Source organism: Actinacidiphila guanduensis (genome assembly GCF_900103985.1).
GTDB classification, from domain to species: Bacteria; Actinomycetota; Actinomycetes; order Streptomycetales; family Streptomycetaceae; genus Actinacidiphila; species Actinacidiphila guanduensis.
On record NZ_FNIE01000001.1, the window covers coordinates 367218 to 382682 of the forward strand.

Annotated in this window: 12 protein-coding genes; 7 read left to right on the forward strand and 5 right to left on the reverse strand. The window is 72.5% G+C overall.

Features of this window, described 5'->3' with window-relative positions; all coding sequences use genetic code 11:
- Nucleotides 1–25: 25 nt before the first annotated feature.
- From BLR33_RS01635 to BLR33_RS01665, 7 genes are all read left to right on the forward strand, one after another.
- Nucleotides 26–1648, forward strand: a complete 1623-nt coding sequence (locus tag BLR33_RS01635) for an extracellular solute-binding protein (protein ID WP_176930069.1) — start codon at nucleotides 26–28, stop codon at nucleotides 1646–1648.
- A gap of 105 nt (nucleotides 1649–1753) precedes the next feature.
- Nucleotides 1754–2761 carry an ABC transporter permease gene (locus BLR33_RS01640; RefSeq protein WP_093782392.1) on the forward strand — a complete coding sequence of 336 codons (1008 nt, stop codon included), beginning with the start codon at nucleotides 1754–1756 and terminating at the stop codon, nucleotides 2759–2761.
- A complete protein-coding gene (locus BLR33_RS01645) occupies nucleotides 2758–3738 on the forward strand; it encodes a carbohydrate ABC transporter permease (protein ID WP_093782393.1) in 981 nt (326 codons plus the stop codon). The genes BLR33_RS01640 and BLR33_RS01645 overlap by 4 nt, the downstream gene beginning before the upstream one ends.
- Nucleotides 3739–3824: 86 nt before the next feature.
- The gene (locus BLR33_RS01650; RefSeq protein WP_093782394.1) at nucleotides 3825–5504 is read left to right on the forward strand and encodes a right-handed parallel beta-helix repeat-containing protein; all 1680 of its coding nucleotides are present in this window, start codon (nucleotides 3825–3827) and stop codon (nucleotides 5502–5504) included.
- A gap of 152 nt (nucleotides 5505–5656) precedes the next feature.
- The gene (locus tag BLR33_RS01655; RefSeq protein ID WP_093782395.1) at nucleotides 5657–7693 is read left to right on the forward strand and encodes a beta-galactosidase; all 2037 of its coding nucleotides are present in this window, start codon (nucleotides 5657–5659) and stop codon (nucleotides 7691–7693) included.
- 58 nt (nucleotides 7694–7751) lie between these two features.
- On the forward strand, nucleotides 7752–8243 hold the full coding sequence (locus tag BLR33_RS01660) for a DUF1203 domain-containing protein (protein ID WP_093782396.1): 492 nt from the start codon (nucleotides 7752–7754) through the stop codon (nucleotides 8241–8243).
- Between the two features lie 173 nt (nucleotides 8244–8416).
- On the forward strand, nucleotides 8417–9436 hold the full coding sequence (locus BLR33_RS01665; RefSeq protein ID WP_093782397.1) for a LacI family DNA-binding transcriptional regulator: 1020 nt from the start codon (nucleotides 8417–8419) through the stop codon (nucleotides 9434–9436).
- A gap of 39 nt (nucleotides 9437–9475) precedes the next feature.
- Here the strand turns inward: BLR33_RS01665 and BLR33_RS01670 are convergent, their stop codons facing one another.
- From BLR33_RS01670 to BLR33_RS01690, 5 genes are all read right to left on the reverse strand, one after another.
- Nucleotides 9476–10042: a sugar O-acetyltransferase gene (locus BLR33_RS01670; RefSeq protein WP_093782398.1), complete on the reverse strand. Its 567-nt coding sequence runs from the start codon at nucleotides 10040–10042 to the stop codon at nucleotides 9476–9478.
- A 75-nt stretch (nucleotides 10043–10117) separates the two neighbouring features.
- Nucleotides 10118–10495, reverse strand: coding sequence for a DUF427 domain-containing protein (locus BLR33_RS01675; RefSeq protein ID WP_093782399.1), 378 nt, complete (start codon nucleotides 10493–10495; stop codon nucleotides 10118–10120).
- A gap of 34 nt (nucleotides 10496–10529) precedes the next feature.
- Nucleotides 10530–12548 carry an elongation factor G gene (locus BLR33_RS01680; RefSeq protein ID WP_093782400.1) on the reverse strand — a complete coding sequence of 673 codons (2019 nt, stop codon included), beginning with the start codon at nucleotides 12546–12548 and terminating at the stop codon, nucleotides 10530–10532.
- A gap of 213 nt (nucleotides 12549–12761) precedes the next feature.
- On the reverse strand, nucleotides 12762–13511 hold the full coding sequence (locus tag BLR33_RS01685; RefSeq protein ID WP_093782401.1) for a succinate dehydrogenase/fumarate reductase iron-sulfur subunit: 750 nt from the start codon (nucleotides 13509–13511) through the stop codon (nucleotides 12762–12764).
- A complete protein-coding gene (locus BLR33_RS01690; RefSeq protein ID WP_093782402.1) occupies nucleotides 13508–15457 on the reverse strand; it encodes a fumarate reductase/succinate dehydrogenase flavoprotein subunit in 1950 nt (649 codons plus the stop codon). Before BLR33_RS01690 ends, BLR33_RS01685 begins: the two co-directional genes overlap by 4 nt.
- Nucleotides 15458–15465 lie beyond the last annotated feature (8 nt).

Genomic DNA, 15465 nt, shown 5'->3' on the forward strand with positions numbered 1-15465 from the left:
CCACCCGCACGGAAGGTCCGCCGCCATGGCTCCTGTTACAGGCCCCTCCCGCCGCACGTTCCTGGCCGCCGGTTCGCTGGCCGCCGCGGGCGCCGCGGTGCCGCTGCTGTCGTCGTGTTCGACCAGCCCGGCCACCAAGGACACCGCCGCGGCCAACGCGCGGGCGAAGCTGCCGGTGTACGCGCCGGTCACCGTGGTCCGCCCGGACCTGCCGGGGACGGCGGCCGGCGCCATGCCCGGCTACTTCAGCTACCCCAGACACCCCAAGCAGGCGTTCGCCACGCCCCCGCTGGCCGGGATCGGCGAGGTCAGCATCATCTACCCGACCTACAGCGCGGTGCCGCCCCAGCAGGGCGACAACGCCTTCTGGCAGCAGCTGGACAAGGGCGCGGGCGCCAAGCTGAACATCACGCTGGCCACCGGCGGCGACTACCCGACGAAGTTCCAGACGCTGATCGCGGGCGGCGACCTGCCCGACATCGCCGGCTTCCCGGTGCCGACCCCGGACCAGCCGCAGGTGATGGAGAAGCTCTTCGCGGACCTGGGCCCCTATCTGTCCGGCGACGCGGCCAAGGAGTACCCGTACCTGGCGAACATCCCGACCGAGTCGTGGAAGACGGCCGTGGCCAACGGGACGATCTACGCCGTGCCGCAGCCGCGGGCGCTGCCCTCCAACCCGCTGTTCCTGCGCGCCGACATCATCCGCCAGGTGGGGGCGAACCCGGAGCCGAAGAGCTACCAGGAGTTCCTGCAGCTGATGAAGGACGTCACGGACGCGAGGAAGAGCCGCTGGGCGTGCGCGGACGTGTGGGGCATGGTCACGCACCTGCAGATGATGCTGGGCGTGCCCAACACCTGGGACAGCACCGGCGGCAAGTTCACCAGCTTCTGGCTGAGCGAGGGCACCAAGCAGGCGCTCGGCATGGTCCGGGACATGGTCAAGCAGGGGCTGTTCCACCCCGACTCCGCCTCCGCGACCGCCCAGTTCACCCCGCTGCGGGACTACTTCGCCAGCGGCCGCACGGTGATGACCAGCGACGGCTACGCGGCCTGGGACATCTTCGGCAAGGAGATCGGCTACGACAAGGTCACCGCGCTGGTGGAGCCGAAGTACGACGGCGGCGGTGACGCCAAGCACTACGCCGGCACCGGCAGCCAGGGCCTCACCGTGATCCGCAAGGGCCTGGGCGAGAAGAAGACGAAGGCGCTGCTGAACTTCCTCAACTGGCTGTGCGCGCCCATCGGCACCGCCGAGCACCTGCAGCGCAAGTTCGGCGTCGAGGGCGTGGACTACACCTGGAAGGACGGGCTGCCGACTCCCACCGCGCGCGGCGCCCGCGAGCTGGTCGACGTGCAGTACATCACCGACGCGCCGACCATCCTGGGCCCGGGGCCCAAGGCCGAGGTGACCACCCAGCACACCTGGCACGTGCGGATCTCGGAGAACCTGATCGCCAACCCGGCGGTGGGCCGCTACTCCGACACCAACAGCCGCAAGGGCGCCCAGCTGAAGAAGATCACCGACGACGCGCAGCTGGACATCGCCTTCGGCCGCCAGCCGCTCTCGCACTGGGACGACGTGATGCGGCAGTGGCGGTCGGCCGGCGGCGACCGGATGTCCGCGGAGTACGCGGAGTCCGCGAGCTGAGCTCCGGCCGGGCGGGCGCCGCAGGGGGCGCCCACCCGGCGGGACGTACGGTTCGCAAGCGCGGGCGGGGACCCGCAACGAGGCACACGAGGTCCAGGAGGAGAGATGGCTGTCGAGGCGACGCGGCGGCTGCGGCCGGGCAAGGCCCGCGGCCCGCGGCCGCGCGGGGACGGCGGGGGTCGCGGCGGGGGGCCCGCGGCAGGGCGGGGCCGGCTCGCCCGGCTGCGGCGGGACCGGTTCCTGCTGCTGCTCGCGCTGCCGGGCATCGCGGTGGTGCTGCTGTTCTGCTACCTGCCGCTGCTCGGCAACGTCATCGCGTTCAAGGACTACCAGCCCTTCCTGGGCATCTCCGGCTCGCCGTGGGTGGGACTGTCGAACTTCGACGTGATCTTCAACGGCGACCCGGAGTTCGTCACCGCCCTGAAGAACACGCTGATCGTGGCCCTGGCGCAGGTCGTCTTCGTCTTCCCGGTGCCGATCGCGGTGGCGCTGCTGCTCAACTCGCTGCTCTCGGAGCGGATCAAGCGGATCGTGCAGTCGGTGCTCTACCTGCCGCACTTCATGTCCTGGGTGATCGTGGTCGCCCTGTTCCAGTCGATGCTGGGCAACGCCGGGATGCTCAACACCTGGCTGGCGCACCACGGTTCGGGCGGCTTCCACATCATCGGCGACCCGGGCCTGTTCAAGGTGCTGATCACCTCGCAGGTGGTCTGGAAGGACTCCGGCTGGGGCACGATCCTCTTCCTGGCCGCGCTGTCCCGCATCGACACCAGCCTGTACGAGGCGGCGGCCGTGGACGGCGCGAGCAAGACGCGCCAGCTGTGGCACGTGACGCTGCCCGGCATCCGGGGCGTCGTGGTGCTGATGTTCATCCTCAAGCTGGGCGACGCGCTGAACACCGGCTTCGAGCAGATCCTGCTCCAGCAGGCCCCGGTGGGCACCGACGCCTCGGAGGTGCTGGACACCTACGTCTACAACCACGGCGTGATCAACGGCGACTGGGGTGTGTCCGCCGCGGTCGGCCTGGTCAAGGGCGTGGTCAGCGTGGCCCTGGTCCTGGGCGCGAACAAGGTCGCCCACATCTTCGGAGAGCGCGGGGTGTACGAGTCGTGAGCACCGCAGTCACCAACAGGCCGGCGCGCAGGCGCAGTCCGATCACCAGGGCGGCCGGCCGCCGTTCCCCCGCCCCGCCCGGCCGCCGCGGCACCACCGGGCCCGGTACGGGCGGCGCCTCGCTGCCGGTGCGCGGCCTGAAGGGCCTGGTGCTGCTGGTGTGCTGCGCGGTGGTGGTGGTCCCCTTCGTCGCGGTCATCTCCACCTCGCTGGCGGACAAGGACCAGGTCACGAAGGCCGGCGGGTTCGTGCTGTGGCCCGACCACCCGTCGCTGTACGCCTACCGGGCGGTGCTGTCGGGCGGGGTGGTGACCCGGGCGCTGCTGGTGTCGGTCGGCATCACCGTGGTGGGCACGGTGCTGGCGCTGGCCTGCACCGCCGCGCTCGCCTACGCGCTGTCCCGGCCGGGCACCTTCGCGCACAAGCCGCTGCTGCTGACGGTGCTGTTCACCTTGATGTTCAGCCCCGGCATCATCCCGAGCTACCTGGTGGTCAAGGAGTTCGGGCTGCTGAACTCGTACTGGTCGCTGATCGTGCCGGTGATGGTCAACGGGTTCAACGTCATCGTCATGCGGTCGTTCTTCATGGACCTGCCGCAGGACATCCTGGACTCCGCCCGCATCGACGGGGCCGGCGAGTTCCGGGTGCTGACCCGGATCGTGCTGCCCCTGTCGAAGGCGGTGCTCGCCGTGGTCGGCCTGTTCTACGCGGTCGGCTTCTGGAACAGCTTCTTCACCGCGATGCTCTACATCAACGACACCGCGAAGTGGCCGCTGCAGCTGGTGCTGCGCACCTATGTGGTCAACAACGCGCCGCTGGGCGCGGACAACATCGCGGCCCTGGGCACCACGCCGCCGCCGCAGCAGTCGCTGCAGATGGCGATCCTCGTCATCAGCCTGGTGCCGATCCTCCTGGTCTACCCCTTCCTGCAGAAGCACTTCTCGAAGGGGGTGATGGTGGGCGCGGTCAAGGGCTGAGCGCGCCGCACCGTCCGCACCACCGCACGAACGCTCCACACGGCAGTCACGCAACGTCTCCTCGGACGAAGGGACATCGATCCGCCATGCCCGAAAACATCCGGCCGGGGCGCGCCCGCGCCCGTACCGCCGCCGCCGCGCTCGGGGCGGTCGCGGCCCTGACCGGCGCGCTCGCCCTCACCGGCGCACCGGCCGCCTCGGCCGCCACCGCGCCGGCCACCTACTACGTGGACTGCCAGGCCGCCGGCAGCACCCAGACCGGCAGCCAGGCAGAGCCGTTCACCAGCCTGGCCAAGGCGTCCAGCCACCACTTCCTGGCGGGCGAGAGCCTGCTCTTCAAGTACGGCACGGTGTGCGACGGGTCCCTCGACATCCAGGGCTCGGGCACCTCCACCGCGTGGAACACCATCGGCGCCTACGGCGACTCCTCGCAGCCGCTGCCGGTGATCGACGGCGGCCAGGACATCGACGACATGTCGAACCCGAGCGCGGTGGCCCTGAAGAACGTCTCCTACTGGAACGTGCGGGACCTCGACATCGTCGGCGGCTACTGGCGCGGCCTGTGGATCGAGGCCGACCAGCCGGGCGTCACCCAGCAGGGCTTCACGCTCACCGGCCTGAAGGTGCACGACCAGGCCAACCGGCCGCGCGTCACGGTGGATCCGACGACGGGCAAGATCACCGCCTCGGACTGGATCTCCTCCACCGGCGGCGTCATCGTCGAGCCCTGCCAGGAGACGGCGAAGATCGCCGATGTGACGATCGACGACGTGGACGCCTACAACTCCCACGAGGTCGGCTTCCAGATCGGCCACGCCGAGAAGGCGGTGTACGACGCGACCAAGCCGGGCGGCTACAACACGCCCGACTGCCACATGGGCCTGACGGGCAGCACCCTGCCGCCCAAGGACGGCGTCTCGGACGTGACGATCGAGAACTCCGGCTCGGCGTTCAACGACGCCTCCGGCATCTGGGGTTCGGGGGTCACCGGACTGCACATCTACCAGAACGACCTGCACAACAACGGCAACGGGCTGTCCGCCGACGGGCACAACCCCTCGCTGCTCAACGGCGAGGGCGCCTGGTGGTCCAACTCCTACGACGTGCGGGCGACCTACAACCACTCCTACGCCAACAAGCGCGGCGGCGGTGACGGCGGCGGTATCGACGCCGACACCTACTCCACCAAGAGCCTGATCGACCACAACACGATCGAGGGCAACGACGCCTACTGCGTCGCGGTCTTCGGCGGCCGCGACCTGCTCACCTCCGATGTCACGGTCACCAACAACACCTGCACCGACAACGGGCAGAACCCCAGCTCCCAGTCGCAGGGCGACATCTTCACCTGGACGGCGGGCCGCAACACCACCGACCCGTCGAACATCCAGGACATCACCGTCAACCACAACACCATCGACCGCACGCAGCCGGGCCCCTGGCTGATGTCGCAGTCCAGCTACCTGCCGGGCGAGACGTCCTTCTGGGGCAACACGATCACCCACGCCGTGCCGAGCAAGCTGGTCCACATCGAGCAGTGCGGCACGGACAGCACCTGGGCACAGTGCGGCACCACGCAGCCGGCCCTCAATCTCAACACCTACAAGGTGACCGGGACCGGGGCCGTGACCTTCCTCGTCGCGCCGTACGGGTCCACGGGGCCGGGCAGCGACAGCGCGCCGTACACGCCGTTCTCGACCTACCAGGCCAAGACCGGGCAGGACCCGCAGTCCACCTGCACGTCGGCGTCCAGCACCACCTGCTGAATCCCGCCGAGACCCGTCCGCCCCGCGCGCCGGCCCCGCCCTGACACGCGGCCGGCGCCGGGCGGGCCGACCGAGCGGGGCCGGGAGGTGCCTCCCCCGGCCCCGCTCACCCATGCCCGCCCCGCCTTTTCCGATGTTCCGAGGACCCCGCCATGCCCCATCCGGATCGCCCGCGCCCCTTCTGGGGTCGGGTCCCCCGCCCCGCCTACGGGGCCGACTACAACCCCGAGCAGTGGCCGCCGCAGGTGTGGCGCGAGGACGTGGCGCTGATGCGCGAGGCCGGGGTGAACCTCGTCTCGCTCGGCATCTTCGCCTGGTCCTGGATCGAACCCGAGCCCGGGCGGCTGGACTTCACCGGCATGGACGAGGTGCTGGGCCTGCTGCACGAGGGCGGCATCGCGGTGGACCTCGCCACGCCGACCGCGGCACCGCCGCTGTGGTTCTCCCACGCCCACCCCGAGTCGCTGCCGGTCACCGCCGACGGTGTGCGCCTGGCCCCGGGTTCCCGGCAGGCATTCTGCCCCTCCTCGCCCGCCTACCGCGCGCACGCCAGCCGCATCACCACGGCGCTGGCCGAACGCTACGGCGACCACCCCGCGGTGGTGATGTGGCACGTCAACAACGAGTACGGCAACACCAACGCCCTCTGCTACTGCGACACTTCGGCCGCCGCCTTCCGCGACTGGCTGCGGCGCGCCCACGGCGACGACCTGGACGCCCTCAACTCCCGCTGGGGCACCGCCTTCTGGGGCATGCGCTTCAGCGACTGGTCGCAGGTGACGCCGCCGCGCACCAGCACGGGCAGCCTGCCGCCGGGGCTGCTGCTGGACTTCCGGCGGTTCGGCGACGCCGAGCAGCTGGCCTGCTTCACCGCGGAGCGCGACGCGATCCGGCCGCACTCGCCCGGCCGCCCGATCACCACGAACCTCATGACGGGCACCTTCGGCCTCGCCGATTACTGGCGGTGGGCGCGGGAGGTCGACATCGTCGCCAACGACCACTACCTGACCGCCGAGGACCCGCACCGCACCGCCGAACTCGCCTTCGCCGCCGACCTCACCCGGGGCCTGGCCGGCGGCAAGCCCTGGCTGCTGATGGAGCACTCGACCTCGGCGGTGCAGTGGCAGCCGCGCAACCTCGCCAAGGCGCCGGGTGAGATGACCCGCAACAGCCTGACCCACCTCGCGCGCGGCGCCGACGGCGTGCTGTTCTTCCAGTGGCGCCAGTCGGCCGCGGGCGCCGAGAAGTGGCACTCGGCGATGGTCCCGCACGGCGGCACCGGCACGCGCATCTGGCGCGAGGCATCGGCGCTGGGCGCGGCCGTGGCCCGGCTCGCCGAGACCGCCGGCAGCCGCTGCGAGCCCGCGCAGGCGGCGCTGGTGTGGGACTACGACGCCTGGTGGGCGCTGGAGCTGCCGGACCGGCCCAGCCGGGACATGGTCCACCGCGAGGAGCTGCGGGCCTGGCACCGGGCGCTGTGGACGGCGGGCCTGGGCTGCGACCTGATCCCCGTACCCGGCGGTGAGCACGCGGCCGAACCTGGACCGTACCGGCTGCTGCTGGTGCCCTCGCTCTACACGGCGCCGCCCGGTGCGGCCGAGGCGCTGGCCGCCTTCGCCGAGGCGGGCGGCCATGTCGTGGTGGGGCCCTTCAGCGGGGTGGCCGACCGCGACGACCGGGTGCCCGCGGGGCCGTACCCGGCTCTGCTCGGCGGACTTTTGGGGCTGCACGTGGACGAGTTCCTGCCGCTGGCCGCCGGCGAGGAGGTCGCCCTGGACGACGGGTCGGCCGGCCGGGTGTGGGCCGAGCGGGTCGTCCCCGGGCCGGGCACCGAGGTCGAGGCCCGCTTCACCACCGGCCCGGCCGCGGGCGGACCGGCCGTGCTGCGCCGCCGGCTCGGCCGCGGCAGCGTCCGCTACGCGGCCACCCGCTTCGACGGCGCCTCGCTCGCCCGGCTGCTCCCCCGCTGGTCCGCCGAGGCGGGCTGCCGGCCCGCCCCGCAGGGCGCGGGCAACGGCGTGGAGGTCACCCGCCGCCGCTCCCCCGAGGGCTCCTGGCTCTTCGCCGTCAACCACACCGCCGCCCCGGCCGCCCTCGCCGCCACAGGACACGACCTGCTCACCGACCGCCCGGTCCGCGGCACGCTGCTGCTGCCCCCGGGCGAGGTGGCGGTGCTGCGCGAGGGGTAGCGAGGACGACGTCCGCAAACCGCCGGAAGCGCGCGCGGCCGGGCGGCAGGGTGGGCGCATGACGACGCAGGCGGCCGCATCGGCCGCGTTCCAGGTGCACGAGTTGCCCGCCGAGCTGCTGGAGCGGGTGCGGGCCGCCGGGGTGGACGACTTCGGGACGCCCGTGGTGCGGCTGACGGCGGAGGGCGGCAATCCCTTGCGGTGCTGCCTGCGCGACGCCCGGCCCGGTGAGGAGCTGATCCTGTTCGGCCATCGCCCGCCGCTGCCGGAGAGCCCCTACCGCGAGACCGGTGCCGTCCTCGCGCACGCCCACCGCTGCCCCGGCCCGGCCGTCCCCGGCGGCTACCCGGCCGGCTGGATCGGCCGCCCGCAGGTGCTGCGCGCCTACGACGCGCGCGGCTGGATCCACGACGCCACCACCGTTCACGACGGCCGCGACCCCGAGCAGGCCATCGCCCGCGTCCTCGCCGACCCCACGGTCGCCCAGGTGCACAGCCGCAACATCGCCTGGGGCTGCTACATGTTCACCGCCACCCGCGTCACCGGGTAGCCGCCGCCAGGGGGCACACCGCCGGCATGCGTCGAGGGGCTCCGCTCACCGCGCAGCCCGCGCGGTGAAACAGCCTGAAACGTCCGCGTGACGCTCCTTCGCGGTGGGGGCGGCCTGGTGCGGGCGCGTGAGGGCGCGCTAGCATGCCCGGATGAAACGGGGAGATGTAACGCGTGCCCAGGGCTGACGGCACCCGGGCGACGGTGCGGGCGATCGCGGCCGAGGCGGGCGTGTCGATCGCGACGGTGTCGCGGGTGATGAACGGGCACGAGCACGTGGCGCCCGACACCCAGGAGCGGGTCCGCCTGGCGGTGGCCCGGCTGGGCGCCCCGCCGCCCGCCCGCCCGGGGACCGCCGCCGGGGCGATCTACGTGCGCTGCCCGTACGTGCTCACCGACTACTTCGGGGTGATCGTCTCCTCGATCGCCGAGACGCTGGACCTGCACGGCAGGCGGCTGGTGCTGAGCGCGGGGGACGCCGCCCGCGAGGCCCAGGTGCTCGCCGGGCTGCCGCGCGACCCCGGGATCGCGGGCGCGGTGCTCATCGTGCCGCCCGAGCCGGAGCGGGAGCTGGAGGCGCTGCGGGCGGCGGACTTCCCGTTCGTGGTGGTCGATCCGCGTACCCCGCTGCCGCGCGACATCGCGTCGGTGTCGGCGGCGAACCTCACCGGCGCGCGCAGCCTCACCGGGCACCTGGTGGGCCTGGGCCACCGCAGGATCGGGGTGATCGGCGGCCCGAGCGACTGGCTGGCCAGCCAGCACCGGCTGGCGGGGCACACCGCGGCTCTGGCCGAGGCGGGCGTGCTGCCCTCGGCGGAGCTGCTGCGCAGCATCGAGCCGACCGCCGAGTGGGGCTACGGCGCCGCGTGCGAGCTGCTGGACCTGCCGCAGCGGCCCACCGCCCTGGTGGCCTTCAACGACAAGGCGGCGGTGGGCGCGTTGCGCGCGGCCTACGAGCGGGGGCTGCGGGTGCCGCACGACCTGTCGATCACCGGCTTCGACGACATCGACCTCAGCCGCAGCACCGTCCCCCAACTCACCACGGTCCGCCAGCCGTTGGAGGAGATGGGCCGCATGGCGGTGTCCCTGCTGGTGCGGCTGCTGGACCGGCACACCGTGGACACCCTCCACGTGGAGCTGTCCACCCACCTGGTGCTGCGCGGCTCGACCGGACCGGTGCCGAACACGGCGTGAACGGGGGCGGGTTCGCGCCGGGGCCGCAACGCCGCACGTTCACGCCTGGAGCGTGCGCTCCAGGCGCCGGACCACCCGCGCCGGATTCCCCACCGCGAGCACCCCCGCGGGCAGGTCCTTGGTGACCACCGACCCGGCGCCGACCACCGTGTCCGGCCCGATCGTCACCCCGGGGCAGACGATGGCGCCGCCGCCGATCCACACGTTGTCGCCGATCGTCACCGGCAGCGCCCGCTCCCAGCCGGCCCGCCGCCGCTCGGGGTCCAACTCGTGGGTGGGCGTGAGCAGTTGGACGTTCGGGCCGATCTGCACGTCGGCGCCGATCGTGATGGGGGCCGCGTCGAGGAAGACCGCGCCGAAGTTGACGAAGGTGCGCGGGCCGATGGTGATGTAGGTGCCGTAGTCGCAGCGGAAGGGCGCCCTGATGCCGACGCCTTCGCCCACGGAGCCGAGCAACTGCTCCAGCACCGCCCTGCGTTCGGCCTGGTCGGTCGCCCGGTCGTAGGCCCGGCACAGTTCCTCGCGGCGGACCGAGTCGGCCGCCAGCTCCTCGTCGTCGGGGATGTACCACTCGCCGGCCAGCATGCGCTGCTTGTTCTCACCCATCGCACCAGTGTGCCGCCTTGGACGAGGCGGAGGGGCCGCGGGTGACCGCGGCCCCTCCTGTGCTCCGCGTGCGCGTCAGGCCGCGGCCTCGACCGCGATGTCCACGTGCTGCGGGTAGAAGGCGACGTGGCCGGCGATGGTGCCGACCGCGTCGTAGGGCTCCTCGTAGACCCAGACGGCGTCGGCGATCTCGGTGCCGTCGCCGACCAGGCTGTAGTAGGAGGCCTCGCCCTTGTACGGGCAGTACGTGTGGCTGTCGGTGCGGCGCAGCGCCTCGGGTGCCACATCGGCGAGCGGGATGTACTGGACTGCCGGGTAGTCCGCCTCCTGCAGGGTGAGGGCCGCGGTGGTGTCGGCGATCACCCGCCCGCCCGCGCGCACCACCACCCGCGCGCCGGTGGGCTGCACGGTGATGGGGTGGTCGGGTCCCGGCGTCTTTCCGGTGCGTGCCATGGCATCTCCAGGTGGTAGACCGATCTGTCCAAGACTAACTCCGTCCGCCGGACCCGGACAGCCTGCGCTGCACCTGGAGCAGGTACTCCCTGCGGTGCAGCGGGTCGGGGCCGGTGCGCGGCCGCGCGGGCGCCGGCCCGCGCACCGGGCGGTAGTGGTCGAAGGCGCTCTCCAGGACGCCTTCGCCGCTGGTCAGGGTGGGCAGCTGCTGCTCCAGTCCGTGCACGCGGGCGGCGGGGATGTCACCCTCCAGCACATGGGTCCCACCGCTCACCTGCTGGGTGCGCGGCACCGCGCCGAGCCGGGCGAGCACGGGGAGCACCGCGCCGAGCGCGTTCTCCGGCAGGTCGAGCCGGAAGTGGTGCACCGGCTCGTGCACCACCGTGCCCGCCCGGCGCAGTGCGGCCATGAGCACCAGCGGGGTCAGACCGCGGAAGTCGGCGCCCGTGCTGGACATCGACTTGTCGAAGACCGCGTGGGCGTGGCTCTGCCGGGCGCTGTAGCCGGAGTGCGTCATCTCCACCGCGCAGTCGGTCACCCGCCAGCCGTGCAGGCCCTGTGCGAGGGTGCGGTGCACGGTCTCCTCCACCGCGGCGAAGAACGCGTAGGGCATGGAGCCGAGTTCGACGCCGAGCCGGAAGGAGACGCCGCTGCCGGCGGGTGCGGGCGCGACCCGCAGCCCGACGGTGGCGAGGAACGGGTTGCCGTCCTGCTTGTTGAACTCCACCGCGGCGCCGGTGCCGGCGGGCCGCTCGATGTGCAGGGTGGTCGTCTCGCGGAAGCCGACCTCGATGCCGAACTCCTCGGCGAGCGTTGCCTGGATGACCTCCTTCTGCACCTCGCCGTAGAGCGAGACGGCGATCTCGCCGCGGGTCTCGTCCTGCCGCACATCGATCAGCGGGTCCTGCTCGGCGAGCCGGGTGAGCGCGGCGAACAGGGCGGTGCGGCCGCCCGGCCGGCACGCGGTGACCACGGTCTCCAGGGTGGGCGGCGCGAAGTGGCGGCCGTCCCGCTGCTCGCCCGCCTCCCCGATCGTGTCGCCGACGCGGATGTCGGCCGGCCCCCACACGCGGGCGATGCGGCCCGCGGCGACGGCGTCGGTCCGTACGTCCTCGCCCGCCTCGAAGACCCGCAGCGCGGTGACCTTCGCCTCGCCGGCGCGGGCGCCCCCGCGGTGGACGGGCAGCCGGTCGCGGACGCGGACGGTGCCGGAGAACATCCGCAGGTAGCCGATGCGCTCGCCGGCGGGCCCGCGTTCCACCTTGAACACGGTGCCGGACACGGGCCCCTCGGGGTCGCCGGCGGTCGCGGGCAGCAGGTGTGCGATGCCGTCCACCAGGGCCTCGATGCCCGCGCCCGTGACGGCCGAGCCGGCGTAGACGGGGTGCACCAGCGCCCGCCCGGTCTGTTCGGCGAGCGCGGCCGCCAGCCGGGGGTACGGCAGCGCCTGCTCGTCGGTGACATAGGCGGCCAGCAACCGGTCGTCGTGGCCGGCGAGCACTTCGGCCAGGCGGGCGGTGAAGGCGGGATCGGCCCCGTCGCACGGGAGCGCCGCGGCCCTTCGGGTGCCCTGCCCGGTGGCCCGGACCATGGCGACGGCGTCGGCGGTCAGGCGGGTGGTGATGCCGGCCAGGGTGCGCTCCAGGTCGGCGCCGGAGCGATCGATCTTGTTGACGAACACCAGGGTCGGGATGCGCAGCCTGCGCAGGGTCCGCATGAGGACCAGGGTCTGCGGCTGGACGCCCTCGACGGCGGAGACCACCAGCACGGCCCCGTCCAGGACGCCGAGCACCCGCTCCACCTCGGCGATGAAGTCGGGGTGGCCGGGGGTGTCGATGAGGTTGACGGCGGTGCCGCCGAGGGTGAAGGAGACCACCGCGGAGCGGATGGTGATGCCGCGCTGCTTCTCCAGCGCGAGCGTGTCGGTGCGGGTGCTGCCGGTGTCCACGCTGCCGACGGTGTCGATCACGCCGGCGGTGAAGAGCAGCCGCTCGGTCAGGCTGGTCTTACCGGCGTCGACGTGCGCGAGGATGCCGAGGTTGAGTGTGTGCACGAAGCGTCATGTCCTCAAGGTCGTGGGTCCTTCCTTCGGGGGCGGGCATGACGGGACCGCGCATCGCAGGGCTCCTTGGTCGGGGGACGCGTACCGCCCGACTACAGCAGGGGGCTGTGCCGGGCGGCAACGTGTTTTCCGTCGTTTTCCGTTGTTTTCCGTGGAGCCGGAGCGTGCTTGCGTACGGCCGGAGGGGGCGGGTGGGCCGGGGTCTCAGCGGCGGCCGGACTTGCGGGTGGCGCGCAGCCACTCGCGGTTCATCGAGGTGATCGAGGTCAGCGGGATGCCCTTGGGGCAGGCGGTGGCGCATTCGCCGGTCAGGGTGCAGCCGCCGAAGCCCTCGGCGTCCATCTGGGCGACCATGTCCAGCACCCGGGTCTCCCGTTCGGGCGCGCCCTGCGGGAGGGCGCCCAGGTGGTTGACCTTCGCGGAGGTGAAGAGCATCGCCGAGCCGTTGGGGCAGGCGGCCACGCAGGCTCCGCAGCCGATGCACTCGGCGTGCTCGAAGGCCCGGTCGGCGTCGGCCTTGGGCACCGGGGTGGCGTGTGCCTCGGGCGCGGAGCCGGTGGGCACGCTGACGTAGCCGCCGGCCTGGATGATGCGGTCGAAGGCGCCGCGGTCGACCACGAGGTCGCGCACGACGGGGAAGGCGGCCGCCCGCCACGGCTCGACGTCGATGGTGTCGCCGTCGCGGAAGGAGCGCATGTGCAGCTGGCAGCTGGTGGTGCGCTCCGGGCCGTGCGCCTGCCCGTCGATGACGAGGCTGCAGGCGCCGCAGATGCCCTCGCGGCAGTCGTGGTCGAAGGCGACGGGGTCCTCGCCCTCCAGGGTGAGCTTCTCGTTGAGGGTGTCGAGGACCTCCAGGAACGACATGTCCGGGGAGACGCCGTCGATGTCGTAGGCCTTCATGGCGCCGGGCGCGGTGGCGTTCTTCTGCCGCCAGATCCGCAGGGTGAGCCTCATGCGTAGCTCCGCTGGGTGGGGTGGACGTACTCGAAGGCGAGCTCTTCGCGGTGCAGGACGGGCGCCCGGCCGGTGCCGGTGAACTCCCAGGCGGCCGCGTAGGAGAACTCGTCGTCCTTGCGCGCGGCCTCGCCGTCGGGGGTCTGCGACTCCTCACGGAAGTGGCCGCCGCAGGACTCGGCGCGGTGCAGGGCGTCCAGGCACATCAGCTCGGCGAGCTCCAGGTAGTCCACGACGCGGTTGGCCCGCTCCAGGGACTGGTTGAACTCCGCTTCCGTGCCGGGCACCTTGATCCGGCGCCAGAACTCCTCGCGGATCTGCGGGATGCGCTCCAGCGCCTTGCGCAGCCCCTCCTCGGAGCGCGCCATGCCGCACAACTCCCACATCAGCTCGCCGAGTTCGCGGTGGAAGGAGTCGGCGGTGCGGTCGCCGTCCACGCTGACCAGGCGGTGCAGCCGCTCCTTGGTGGCGCCCACGGCCTCGACCACGGCGGGGTGGTCGGCCGGGACGGGGGCGGCCGCGGGGTGGCGGGCGAGGTAGTCGTTGAGGGTGGCCGGCAGCACGAAGTAGCCGTCGGCCAGGCCCTGCATGAGCGCGGAGGCGCCGAGCCGGTTGGCGCCGTGGTCGGAGAAGTTGGCCTCGCCGATCGCGAACAGGCCCGGGATCGTGGTCTGCAGGTCGTAGTCCACCCACAGTCCGCCCATCGTGTAGTGCACGGCCGGGTAGATCCGCATCGGCACCTCGTAGGGGTTCTCCGCGGTGATCCGCTCGTACATCTCGAAGAGGTTGCCGTACTTCTCGGCGACCTTCTCCCGGCCCATGCGGGCGATGGCGTCGGCGAAGTCGAGGTAGACGCCCTGGCCGCCGGGGCCGACGCCGCGGCCCTCGTCGCAGACGTTCTTGGCCGCGCGCGAGGCGATGTCGCGCGGGACGAGGTTGCCGAAGGAGGGGTAGATCCGCTCCAGGTAGTAGTCCCGCTCGTCCTCGGGGATCTGCGCGGGCGGGCGGGTGTCGCCCTTGGCCTTGGGCACCCAGATGCGGCCGTCGTTGCGCAGCGACTCGCTCATCAAGGTGAGCTTGGACTGGTGGTCGCCGGTGCGCGGGATGCAGGTGGGGTGGATCTGGGTGAAGCAGGGGTTGGCGAAGTAGGCGCCGCGCCGGTGGGCCCGCCAGATCGCGGTGGCGTTGGAGTTCATCGCGTTGGTGGACAGGTAGAAGACGTTGCCGTAGCCGCCGGAGGCGAGCACGACCGCGTCGGCCAGGTGCGTGGAGATCTCACCGGTGACCAGGTCGCGGGCGACGATGCCGCGGGCCCGGCCGTCGACCACGACCAGGTCAAGCATCTCGGTGCGCGGGTGGATCTCCACGTTCCCGGCGGCGATCTGCCGGGACAGCGCCTGGTAGGCGCCGAGCAGGAGCTGCTGGCCGGTCTGGCCGCGGGCGTAGAAGGTGCGCGAGACCTGGACGCCGCCGAAGGAGCGGGTGTCGAGCAGGCCGCCGTACTCGCGGGCGAAGGGCACGCCCTGGGCGACGCACTGGTCGATGATCTCCACTGAGATCTGCGCGAGGCGGTGCACGTTGGACTCCCGCGCCCGGAAGTCGCCGCCCTTGACGGTGTCGTAGAAGAGGCGGTGGATGGAGTCGCCGTCGTTGCGGTAGTTCTTGGCGGCGTTGATGCCGCCCTGGGCGGCGATGGAGTGCGCCCGGCGCGGGGAGTCCTGGTAGCAGAACTGGACGACGTGGTAGCCCTGTTCGGCGAGTGTGGCGCCGGCCGAGCCGCCGGCCAGGCCGGTGCCGACGACGATCACGGTGTGCTTGCGGCGGTTGGCCGGGTTGACCAGCTTGGCGGTGAAGCGGCGGGTGTCCCAGCGCTCGGCGATCGGCCCCTGCGGCGCCTTGGTGTCGGCAATCGGGTCGCCGGTGGCGTACTCGGTGTAGGCGGTCAACTCGGCTC